Consider the following 10937-nt stretch of genomic DNA (forward strand, 5'->3'; position numbering starts at 1 on the left):
TTTCGCAGGGGCAACTATAGCGGGCCGGGTGGTGTGCCGGAGCGGGCTCCGGCACACCACCGGTCAGGCCGCGGTCTCACGGAGATCGGTGAGGAAGGTGCGGAGCTGGGCGGCTCCGGCGGTATCGGGGGTGACCCCCGGGTTGCGGGCGGTGAACTGGCCAGACAACTGGTCGATGTCCCAACCGCGTTCGCCCGCTTCGGTGACGATGTGGAACCAGAGCATCTCGGGGTCGTCGTCATCGACGATCTCGGCGTCCACCGGGGCCTCGTCCGAGGACTCGGTGGACGGGTCCGTCACGTCGGGGCGCACCGGCACCCCGGCGGCGGCCTCGGCGGCGCGCTTGCGCTGGCCGATGGCGATGAGCTGGGCCTTGAGCTGGTCGGTCATGTCTCCGGCGGCCTCGGCCTGTCGGTAGATGCCGACCGCCTCGTCGGCGGTCTTCGCGCTGCGGGCCTCTGCGGCGTAGTCCCGGGGCGCGCGCTCCAGTGCGAGTGCGGCCGGTGGGACGGGGCTGAGCACGGAGCCGGGGATGGTCCCGGTGAGGGCCTGGCGAACGGTGGCCCGGATGTCCACGACGACGACGGGAAACTTCTTGGTCTTGCCCTCGGCGAGGCGCTGGCGCTGTTCGATGCGCATGGAGACGGGGATGACGCCCTGGCCGCCGGTGCCGGCGGCGACCATGTCGATGACCCCTGGCCACTCGTTCGCGGCGTAGAAGCTGTGCGTGTCCGCCCGCCACAGGCCGATGCCGGGGAGGTCGGGCAGGATCACCTTGATCCTGCTGGTGGCCCGGCAGACCTGCTGGGGTCCGAGGAGGTACCAGTTCTCTCCGTGCTCGTCGAGGCAGACGCAGGGCCTCTTCTTCAGTTTCTCGGTGATGCCGTCACACCTGCGGGCGCATCCGCCGCCGGTCCACATCTCGTTGTACTGGCTGAGGGGGTCGCCGGGCGGGAGGAGGGCTTCGATGCTGTTGGACTCGGTGATGACCCGCCACTGTGCCTCGCCGTTGCCCTGGGGCGTCCAGCGCTCGACGGTGCCTCCCCACAGCGTGGCGGCGGCTTCGACGCGGGTGCGGTCGTGGCTGGAGACGATCCAGTTCGCGGACCGTACGGGGCGGTTGCGGCCGTTGCTGCCGGGCTGGGTCAAGCCGGTGCGGAGCCGTCCGAGTTCGGCGGCCTGTCGCTGGAGGTTGAGGAGTCGTCCGGTCATCAGGCTGCCTTTCGCAAGGTCGTGGGGTCGGGGTCGGTGGGTGGGGTGAGCGGGGCGAACTTGGTCCGTTCGGTTCGCTGGAGGTGCTTGGCCACGGTGAGGGCCGAGCGGAAGGCGGCGAACGAGGTGCGGGAGGCGTGCATCGGGATGAGGTTGACCCGGCGGCGGCGGAGGTTGAGGATCGCGGCTCCGGCGACCTTGGGCATCGGGATGTCGCTCCCGTCGGGGGTCCAGATGACCGGTGCGTACCGGTAGGCCGCGAGCTGCATGTCGTACTCGGGCCAGACGTTGGTGGACGCCTGCGTCTCGCTGGTCTTGATGTCGATGAGCCAGAGCTGGCGCCGTCGGCGGCGGCTGGGTCCCGTGGGCAGGTGCAGGAGGAGATCCATGGTTCCGGCGTAGCCGAGCTGTCTGTTGGCCACCGTGGCCTCGGCGGCTTCGAGGTCTCGGTCGGGGTCGATGGACCACATGTCGAGGAATTGCAGGAACTGGTTGAAGTAGGGGAGGACTTCGGGGTCCTCCTCGTCGGGTACGGGGGTGCGGAGCAGGTGGGCTTCGGCACGGTCGTGGACGCGGGTTCCCCGGTCCGCGGCGGCTTCGCGTGCGTACTCGGGCTGCCGTTTGAGCTCTTTGAGGATGGCGTCGGGGTCGGTGCGGGAGTGGGCGACCACCCGGGGCAGGTGGCGCATGACGTAGGTGGCGACCACCTTGGACGCCCAGGGGATGAGGATCGGCTTGGCGACCGAGTAGTCGAGCACGTTGGTCACCGAGATCAGGTCGGGGCCGCCCTGGGGGTCTTCGTAGTACCGGCCCCGGTCGGTGGTCTTGGCCTGCTGGGGGCTGGTCATGAAGCGGCGCCCTGGCGGGTCGGCGTGGCGTGAAGGCCGCCGCCGGGCGGGGGTGGGAGGTTCACTGGTTCGTCCTCGCGGGGTGGGGTCGTGGGGTCGGGACCAGGGTTTGCCCTCCCTGATCCGACAATTATTATTCTACTTTCTTTGGGGGTGGTCGGTCAACCCGCGCCCCCGGGTCCCGCACCGGGGGCGGGCCGGGCGACGTGCACGGCGGCCGCGGTCGCGATGGCCAGCACCGCGGAGGTGGCCCCGGGGTCGTCCTCGTACCCGGCGAGTGCCGCCCGGAGGGCGGGAAGAGGTTGCTGCGGCGGCACGGCACCGGCGCCGGCCCGCCACGCCGCGGTCACGGAGTCCCGCACCCGGCGGAGGACGACGGCCTGGCGCTCGGCCTCCTCGATGTCCGCGGCCGCCGCCGGGGGGCGGCCGAAGAGCCGGTTGGCCCCCGAGGCGGCCTTGAGGACGGCGAGGGCGTCGGCGCGGTACGGGAAGAGGCGGTCCACGTCGGGGAGTCCGGCGGGGGTGCGGAACCGGCTGGGACACGCACGCAGAGTCGAGGCGAGCAGGACCGCCGCGAGGTCGAGCATCGCGTGCGGATGGTGTCGGTGGAGGTCGAGCAGGGGGCCGAGGACTTCCGGGGTCACCAGTCTCCGGCGGGCGGCGGCCGTGTACCGGTCGGCGGTCTCGGCGAGGTGGAGCCAGTAGGCGGGGGAGTCGTGGGCGGGGATGGGCATGGCGCTCTCCGGGGTGGGCGGGGGATGTTCGGTGGCCGTCACGCCGCGTGGAGGGCGGCGATGACGGGAGCGCCGCCGGTGACGGCGGCGAAGAGGTCGTCGAAGCAGTCGCGGGCCTTGGCCTGGGTCAGCGCGGGGCCGGCGGCGAGGAAGTGCTCGGCGGTGGGATAGAGGGAGGGGTGCCGGCTCAGCAGGTGGGCCCGGGTGATGCCGTGCCGGTCGGTGGCGGGCGTGCACCCGTACCGCGCGGAGAGATGGTCGAGGTGGGCGATCATGTCCCGTCGGCGGCCCGTGGCCAGGGGGGCGACGCTGCGGTACGCCTGGCCCTTGCGGGTGGGGTCGCCGTCCCGGGCGCGGAAGACGCGGCGGACTTCGTAGACGCTCCAGGGTGATTGCCTGACCTGGTCGTGGTGGCGGTCGAGGATGTCGTGGAGACCCGCTTCCTCCACGACGTCGCGGGCGGCCCGGCTGCCGAAGAGGGCGGCGTTGCCGTTCATCACGAGGGCGTTGTGCTCGATGAGCAGCGCCCGGAGTGCGGCTTCGGGCTCGGCGCGCCACCGGGCGAGCAGGGCGGCCCGGCCGCCGACGGACCCCTGGAAGGGGCAGAAGAAGCACGCGCTCCGCGAGATCTCGCGGCCCAGCGCGGTGCGCAGGTAGTCCGCCGCCGTGCGCCGTGTCCAGTTCCACCGCAGCAGGGGGAAGTCGGGGATGCGGTTCCCCTTGGTGTGGTCGAGGTCGCGTTCGGCGCGTCTGGTCTCGTCGGCGTTGTAGCCGATGCAGTGGGTGAAGGGGGCGTCGGCGACGTTGTCGGCGAGCCAGGAGTCGAGGGCGTGGTGCTTGATCCAGTCGCTGCACGAACGGTTGGTGGAGCTGACCTGCGGCACCGTTCCGACGCTGAGCATCCGCTCGCCGAGGGTGACGGGGACGTCGGTGACGAGCCGGGTGGGGGTGCGGGTGTCGGACAGGGTGACGTAGCCGTCCCTGCTCGTCTGGCCGGCGCGGGCGACCTGGACGGTGCGGACGCGGTGCTCGGCCAGGAGCGGGAAGAGCGCTTCCTCCATGGCGTCCTTGGTCGCCCGGTACTCCTCGCCGACGCTGGCGATGAGGACGGTGAGCTGGCCGAGGTGGAATCCCCGGGTGTGCGGTTCGAGGAGCCAGCGGGTGGCGATTGCCGAACTGTCGACTCCCATACCGAGGTTGAGGACGACCGGCCGGTCCGGCGGTATCGGGACTGCGGGGGTGGACATGGTGCTCTCCTGGGTGGGCGTGGCGGGTCGGGCCCGGGTTTGCCCTCCCTGACTCGACATTCATTATTCTACCTCACGTCGTGAGGTTGGACAACCGGCCCGTCCGTCGCCGGGTGCCGGGCCGCAGGACCGGCCCGGCACCCGGCGAGGCGATGTCAGCGCCTGGACGACCAGCGGGCGTCCTGCGCCGACGAACGGATCCGGCTGAGCCGTGACTTCATCTCGCCGATGCCCCGGGACCCTTCCAAGGCTGCTTCGAGGTCGGCCCAGGCGGCGCGCATCAGGGCGGTGTAGCGCTTCCCGGCCAGGACCGTCACCCGGGCGTCGGAGACGGCCCGGGCCTGGACCTGGGCGCGGATGTCGTCCGCGGTGACCGATCCGGGATCGCCCAGCTTGACGTCGTACGGCTGGATCTCGGTGTCGAGATCCAGCAAACCGTGAAGGCCCGAAGCGACGTAGATTCTCCCTCCGGTGGTGATCAGCTCCTCGGCGGTCTGCCGGCACAGCCAGTGGAAGTCGCCGGTGTACATGACCCCGGCCCGGGCGGGATGGTCGAGCTTGCCCTTTCCGCACCCGATGATGACGATCCGGTAGGTGCCCGCGCCCTCGGCCCGGGCGCGCTTCCAACCCGCCGGGGTGAGGTAGCCGCCGTGGGCGTCGAGAGCCTCCCGGGTCGGCTCCTGGCCCTCCTGCCGGTTCAGCGGGTCGAGGCCGACGTGGCCGAGTTCGGCCAGCCTCACCGCCACGCGCAGGTTGACCGTCTTCGGCAGGCGGCCCCGCGGGTCCAGCGCGCCGGAGAGGAGGGCTTTGCGCTGCGGCCCGGTGAGCCGGGGCACCGCCGTGGCCGGCTGGCCGGGGGCGGCCCCGTTCACCAGCGTGGTGCGCAGGGCTCGTCCGGCCGCGGTGAGTGTCCGGGTGCCGTCGGGGTTGCGCACGACGAGCTTCGCGGCCACGAGCCGGTCGAGGGCCGCTCCGTGGCCGTCGACCCGGCCGTCGGCGCTGGAGAGGATGATCTTCTTGCCGGTGGGGCTGAGGTTGTGGTGGGCCATGGGGGTTCCTTGGTCGGTGGTGGTCATGCGCGGGGCCGGGGGAGGGTGGTGGGCGCGAGCCGGACGCGGCTGCGGCCGGGCCCGATCGAGCGGGCGTAGCGGTGGCAGCCGCCGTGGTGGAGGGTGGTGGCGCCGATCTGGTCGAGCGCCCGGGGCAGCCAGGCCGCGCCGGCCTCGTCCGGTCGGCGCGGTTCGGCCCCGAGGGCGGCCAGGCGACGCTCCGCCGCCGCTCGGCCGCCTTCGCCCCGCCGTATCTTGGAGGCGGTCCGGTCGTTGAGCACCGTGCCGTCGGGCAGGACCGTGAGGCGTCGCGGGCGCGTGCGTCCGAGGTAGTCGAAGCCCTGTCCGTGGCCGTAGACGTGTCCGATGTGCCCCGGGGAGACGAGAAGGGGGCCCGAGGCGGTGTGCCGCACCCGTGCGACGGGGTCGGCGTGTGCGACGATGCCCTCGATACCCTGTCCGGCCGCGTGGGCCAGCGCCCTGGAGCAGGCCCAGGACTCCCCGTTCGACTCGACGGAGTCCAGCAGGACCATGCGGTTGAGTTCGAGGCTCTGCCGCACGGGGACCAGGTCGGGGAAGACGCCGCTGAGGACCGCGGGGTTCATGGGCACGCCGAGGGCTATCACCCCGACCAGGCGGCCGCCGTCCGGATCGCCGGGCCGCGGGCTCTGGTCGACACGCTGGAGACCGTAGGCGAAACGGACCACCGGCCAGCTGGCCGTGTAGTGGTGCTCGACGGTGAATCGTTTCGCCGGGGCCTCGGGGATGAGCCGCAGCCGGTGCAGAGCCGGATCGAAGCCCCCGTCCCGCGTCCGCCTCCAGGTCGGAATCCGGCGCTCCCAGCGCTGGCACCACCCGTCGTACCCGGGCTGCAGCAGGGAGAGCTGCTCCGGCCCGCTCATGCCGCCCGCTCCACCAAGGGGACCGCACGGGGCTCCGCCCGGAGCCGGCGGCGGTGCTCGGCGAGGGTCAGCGGACGGGAGACCCCCTGACGGCGTTCGCGCAGGATCGCGACGTCCTTGCCGAGGTACGCCCGCATCTCCTCCTCCTGGCGCTCGGCCTCGGCGTACCGGCCGGGCTCGTGTTCGAGGAGTTTCGCCCAGTGCTTCTGGCCCGCCCTCACGCACATCCCCGCGCAGTTGTTGTGCTCGGCCCAGGTGTAGAGGCGGGGCGGTTCGATGCCGATGTCGCGGACCCACTGGAGCATCTCGGCCTTGGTCAGGAAGGGTTCGCGGCACATCGGGAACCGCACCCGCCAGGGCGCCCAGCCGCGCACCGTTCCCGGGATGCGGCGGGTCTCGGTGGCGTCGAACCCCACGTAGAGGGTGGCTTCCGCGGGGTCGGCGTTGGCCTCCACCCACCGCCGGCACGGCCGCTGCTTGAGGTGCAGCGAGCAGGGGGCGAGCCTGCTGTTGCCGAGGAAGCGCACGTCCCGGAAGACCTCCCAGGGGGTACGGCCGTCGGCCACCCGTACGGGCTCGACACCGAGGTGGTGCGCCGTCTCCTCGACGAACCTCCACAGATCCGCGTCTTCCGCGTTGCTGTCGGCTATCAGGAGCACCAGCCCGTCGGTGCCGTGCTCCTCGGCGACCCGCATGGCGGCCGCCCAGGACCCTATGCCGCCCGAGAACTGGACGATGTGCCGGGCCCCCGCAGCAGGACGGCCGAGCGCGGGCGAGGGCGCCCCGCCGGTGCGGGCCGGTCTGAGGGTGTTGCTCATGGGATGGCTCCTCATCTGCGCAAAAACGCGCGTTTTAGTGCTAGAGAGTGGAGGCGGGGAGGCAGAGCGCGGCGGGGGTCGGCCGGAAGCCGGTGTCGCGTTCGACCAGCTGCGGGCCCTCTTGCGCACCGTCGCGTGCGCGCCGGCCCGCCGGGAAGACCACCGACTCCAGGTCGCCGAGGATGAAGTGGCCCCATTCGCCGTACGGGCCCCCGGCTCGCTGCCAGCCGAACGCCCGCCCGCTGGCGGGGTCGAGCTCGGCGACGAACCAGTCGTACTGCTCCCGGGGGGTGGCGTAGTGGATGTGGAGGGTCCGGGCGGGGTCGGGGACGTCGGAGGTCGCGCCGAGAGGGGGGATGCGGGCGAGGTCCTCGAAGGACGGATAGAAGTCGTACCCGCGGATCTCACGGTGAAGGTCGGGGAGGACTCCCCAGATGCCGGCGGGGAGGATGACTCGTCCTTCGACGATGCGGACGGGGTGTTCCATGGGCTGGGGCTCCTGCGGGACGGTGGGGTTGGGGGTTCACGGTTGCCTCGCTCGGTCGTGGTGGTGACGGGCTGGTCCCGTCGGGCTCCGGGCCCGGGCGGCGGAGGGATCCGTGCCGCCCGGGAGCGATGCCCTGAAGGGGACCGGGGTCGCGGTTACGCCGCGGGGGCGAGGGCGAGGTGGCGGACGGGCTGAGGTCCGGCCGTGGTGAGGCCGGGCAGCTGCTCGATGGCGGGCAGTTCGGCCCACAGAGTGGTGCCGAGCCGGTAGGCGCCGGTCCACAGGCGGAGCTGGTCCTGGAAGGCCGGGCGGTCGCCGGTGGTGATGCTGAGGGGGCCGACCTGGACCCGGACTTCGCCCGCCCCGCTGAGGCTGACGGCAGGGGGCCGGGTGTCCACCTGGGGGCCGGGGACGGGGCCGTGGAACTGGACCTGGACGGAGGTCTCCGACTCGGTGGGCGGGGGCGCGCTGTGGGCGGCGATACCGGGAGCGAACGTGTCGTGGGCCAGCTTCTCGGCGTCGAGCCAGCCGGTGAGGGCGGCGTAGAGGGCCTGGGGGTGCTTGATGCGGACGCGGGCGGAGGGCATGGTGATGAGCAGGGAGTGCGCCATCTGCACGGCGTGGCCGGTGTGGCTGCCGACGAGGTAGATGGCGGTGGTCGTCCGGTGCCCGGAGGCGTGCGGTACGGGGGTTCGAGCCATAACGGCCGCTCCTTCGGAGGGGTTCATGGTGGCCGACCGAGGTTTGCCCTCCCCGGTGCGACATTTACTAATCTACCTGCTGTTCAGGGGGTGGGCAACCCGGGAGGGCGTCATCGCGCCCTCCCGGGTTGCTTCCTCGTCAGGCCGCCAGGGCCACGCTCTCGTCCGCCCCGGGCTCGCCCGGCTCCCGGGCTGCCTCCGTCTCCCCGGCTTCGGGGCCTTCGTCCCGGACGACGGTGCCGTCCGGCTCGGAGTCCGTGGTGATGTCCTCCGGCTCGTCCTCGGAGATCGTCCCCTCGGGCTGGGCCTCGCCTTCGTGCTCGTCCTCCTCGTACTCGTCTTCGTACTCGTCCTCCTCGTCGTCCCCGGGGGCCTCACGGAGGGCGGCGATCAGGGTCTCCTCGGGCTCGCTGAGGGTGTACCCGTAGCCGGTGATGAGTTCCAGCCAGGCGATGGCGAAGTCCTCATCGAACCCGTACGTGCGGTGCGGGGAGGCCGTGCGGGCCATGTTGTCCTCGGCGTGGACGGCGAGCTGTGCGAAGTGGATGAGCGGGAGCTTGTGGTCGGGCGTGCGGTCGATCCGCCGACGCATCGCCTCTGCGGGCGGCACGTCCTTCGCCCGGGTCGCCCCCAGCAGGGCGAAGACCTCGTCCATGCCGCCCGCTCCGAGGCTGCGGGTGAAGCCGTAGGCGAAGAGGTGGGCCAGGGTGGCCTTGTGGAGGCCCTTGGGGGTCTTCCCGGAGCGGGCGAGGGTGCTGATGAAGTCGCGGCGGACGGCGGCGGCCGTCGTCAGGGCCTCCGCCCGCTTCTCCCGCTCCCGCTTCTCCCGCTCCTGCTGGGCCCGCTCCTCGTCGCTGAGGTGCTGGTAGTGGCCGGTGACCGTGTGACCGTAGTACTTGGGGTCCCGGCAGACGTAGGTGACGGTTCCCTCCTGGCTGACCCAGGCGGCGTGCCCGGCACACCGGGCGTGGGTCTCGGCGGTGTACCCGGTGCCTGCGTCGTCCTTGATGCTGTGCACCTCCTTCGGGACCCCGTCCCACTGCGGCTGCGGGATGACGGTGATCCCGACGAGGACGAGGCTGGCCTTGGCCTTCGCCTTCTGGGCCCGGTTCTTCCGCTTGAGACGCTCGGACATCAGCGCGTACGGCAGGTTCCCGCCACTCCTGATCACACCGAGGAGCCGGTCGTAGACCTTCGGCTCGGATTCGAACTCCGCGATCGCCACGGCCTGCTCCAGGTCGAGCTGGCCGGTGTCGGCCGCGTCCCGGGCCGTCTTGGGCATCTTGTGGAGGCGGAGGGTGGCGGCGACCTTCTCCTTGTCCTGGGAGACCTGGCGGGCGATCTCGTCCACGTCCAGCCCTTCGAGGGCGAGCTGGTCGTACGCGGCGGCGATCTCGCTGGGCTTCATGTCCGAGCGGTGGATGTTCTCGGTGAGCTGGTCGATGATCTTCGCGGCGCTGCTGCTGATGTCGGTGCGCACGATGGCGGGGATCAGGGCCCGGCCAGCCTCGATGGCCGCCGCCCGGCGGTGGAAGCCGAACACCAGGGCGTACGTGCCGTCGTCCTCGGCCATCACCGTGACGGGCTCCAGGACACCGCGCTCGCGGACCGAGGCGACGAAGTCGGAATCGAGGTCCACCGCCCGGATGTTGCGGACGGCGTGGATCTCGGAGGGGTTCAGCCAGACCAGTTCCATGGCCGGGTCGCTGGAGGGGGCGAGGGTCTGGATGCTGGAGGTCTCGGTGGTCACGGTCTTCTCCTCGTTGGTTGCGTGGTGGCCGGTCCGGGGCTTGCCCTCCCCGTTCCGACATGTATTATTCTAGCCTCATGGGAGGCGGGGTGTCAACCGGCACCCGGGGGGGGGAGGGCGGATCCTCCCCCCGGGCCGGTCTACGTCACCCGCCGCCCAGCCGGGCGGCGCGGGGGGCGAGCAGCGCGCCGAAGTCGGCGATCCGCCCGTCGATGACGTCCATCTCCGCGAGGGCCCGCTCGGCACGGTGACGGGCGGCGGCCCGCTGGAGCTCCAGGTCGCGGATGCGCGCCGGGGCCTGGGCTGCGGCGCGAGCCCAGATCACGGCCGAGCGATCCGGCCGGGCCGCGTGGTGGCGGGCTATGGCGGCCACGAGCTGCGCCGCGTTCAGGTTGACCGTGTCGGTGACGGTGGCGGCGGCGAACGCGTCGCGCTCGGCCTTGAGCGGCCGGAGGCGGTTGGGGCGCTCCATCCAGACATGCCATCCGAATCGGCCGTCGGGCCTGCGGGCGATGAACCGCTCCATCTCGCTGACGCGGACGCGGGCGCGGCCCGAGATGGCGATCGACCCGATGACCGGCTGGGCGGTCCACCCGTGATCGGCCTCCGGGAAGGAGCCCGCGCGGGCGGGGCGGCCGTAGACGACGTCGATGCGGTCCGCGTCCCGCTCGTCGGGGAGAAGGGTGAAGGAGCCGGCCCGGTCGACGCCGTACGCGACGACCCCGTGATCCCAGTCGGTGGCGATCTCCGCGCGGTAGGTCTTCCCCGACGGGGAGGTCAGAGTGGTCACGGTCTTCTCCTCGGTTGGCTTCGTGGTGGCCGGTCCGGGGCTTGCCCTCCCCTTCTCGACATATATTATTCTACCATCTGTGATGGGTGTGTCAACCTTCCGGGCCCGCGAGCACCCTGCCTGCTCAGCTGCGTCAAGCCCGCCCCGGAGCAGGGCGGTTCACCCCCGGTACGGGTTGGTCGGGTGCGGCGGGGTGTCCCCCCCGGGCCTGTGCCCGCGGACCGTTTCTTTCCCGCCTTCCCTGCGCTTGTAGATGTCGGGGGACGGGGGACGGAGTGCAGGGGAGGCAGGGAGTACCGCAGCCGGTAGAGCGACGAAGGAGCGGGCCGGCGAGGACACGCACCGAACGACCTTGCACGCAGCCCCCCGACCCCCAAAATCGAAAAGCAGGGAAGGCGA

Annotated in this window: 11 protein-coding genes; all 11 read right to left on the reverse strand. The window is 72.0% G+C overall.

The annotated features are described in order from the left end of the window. Positions 1 to 63: 63 nt before the first annotated feature. The 11 genes from ABT354_RS20340 to ABT354_RS20390 all read right to left on the reverse strand — a co-directional run bounded on the left by ABT354_RS20340 (position 64) and on the right by ABT354_RS20390 (position 10538). Entirely contained in the window at positions 64 to 1212 is a 1149-nt protein-coding gene (locus ABT354_RS20340; RefSeq protein WP_351495669.1) for a recombination directionality factor, read from the reverse strand. Continuing rightward, positions 1212 to 2060 (reverse strand): PD-(D/E)XK nuclease family protein, encoded by an 849-nt coding sequence (locus ABT354_RS20345; RefSeq protein WP_351495671.1) that lies wholly within the window; start codon positions 2058 to 2060, stop codon positions 1212 to 1214. The genes ABT354_RS20340 and ABT354_RS20345 overlap by 1 nt, the downstream gene beginning before the upstream one ends. Before the next feature lie 161 nt (positions 2061 to 2221). Continuing rightward, complete coding sequence (locus ABT354_RS20350) at positions 2222 to 2794, reverse strand: hypothetical protein (protein WP_351495673.1); 573 nt, start codon at positions 2792 to 2794, stop codon at positions 2222 to 2224. A gap of 38 nt (positions 2795 to 2832) precedes the next feature. Further along, complete coding sequence (locus tag ABT354_RS20355; RefSeq protein ID WP_351495675.1) at positions 2833 to 4041, reverse strand: hypothetical protein; 1209 nt, start codon at positions 4039 to 4041, stop codon at positions 2833 to 2835. Positions 4042 to 4196: 155 nt separating this feature from the next. Further along, a complete protein-coding gene (locus ABT354_RS20360) occupies positions 4197 to 5090 on the reverse strand; it encodes a DUF6884 domain-containing protein (RefSeq protein ID WP_351495677.1) in 894 nt (297 codons plus the stop codon). 23 nt (positions 5091 to 5113) lie between these two features. Then, positions 5114 to 5992 carry a Mom family adenine methylcarbamoylation protein gene (locus ABT354_RS20365; RefSeq protein ID WP_351495679.1) on the reverse strand — a complete coding sequence of 293 codons (879 nt, stop codon included), beginning with the start codon at positions 5990 to 5992 and terminating at the stop codon, positions 5114 to 5116. Next, complete coding sequence (locus ABT354_RS20370; RefSeq protein ID WP_351495681.1) at positions 5989 to 6810, reverse strand: hypothetical protein; 822 nt, start codon at positions 6808 to 6810, stop codon at positions 5989 to 5991. The genes ABT354_RS20365 and ABT354_RS20370 overlap by 4 nt, the downstream gene beginning before the upstream one ends. A gap of 40 nt (positions 6811 to 6850) precedes the next feature. After that, positions 6851 to 7297: a hypothetical protein gene (locus ABT354_RS20375; RefSeq protein WP_351495683.1), complete on the reverse strand. Its 447-nt coding sequence runs from the start codon at positions 7295 to 7297 to the stop codon at positions 6851 to 6853. 155 nt (positions 7298 to 7452) lie between these two features. Then, positions 7453 to 7998, reverse strand: coding sequence for a hypothetical protein (locus ABT354_RS20380; protein ID WP_351495685.1), 546 nt, complete (start codon positions 7996 to 7998; stop codon positions 7453 to 7455). 139 nt (positions 7999 to 8137) lie between these two features. Beyond that, on the reverse strand, positions 8138 to 9748 hold the full coding sequence (locus ABT354_RS20385; RefSeq protein ID WP_351495687.1) for a ParB/RepB/Spo0J family partition protein: 1611 nt from the start codon (positions 9746 to 9748) through the stop codon (positions 8138 to 8140). Positions 9749 to 9893: 145 nt separating this feature from the next. Further along, positions 9894 to 10538 carry a hypothetical protein gene (locus ABT354_RS20390; protein ID WP_351495689.1) on the reverse strand — a complete coding sequence of 215 codons (645 nt, stop codon included), beginning with the start codon at positions 10536 to 10538 and terminating at the stop codon, positions 9894 to 9896. Between the last annotated feature and the right edge of the window lie 399 nt (positions 10539 to 10937).

It is taken from the genome of Streptomyces sp. NPDC000594 (assembly GCF_040299965.1).
Lineage (GTDB): Bacteria > Actinomycetota > Actinomycetes > Streptomycetales > Streptomycetaceae > Streptomyces.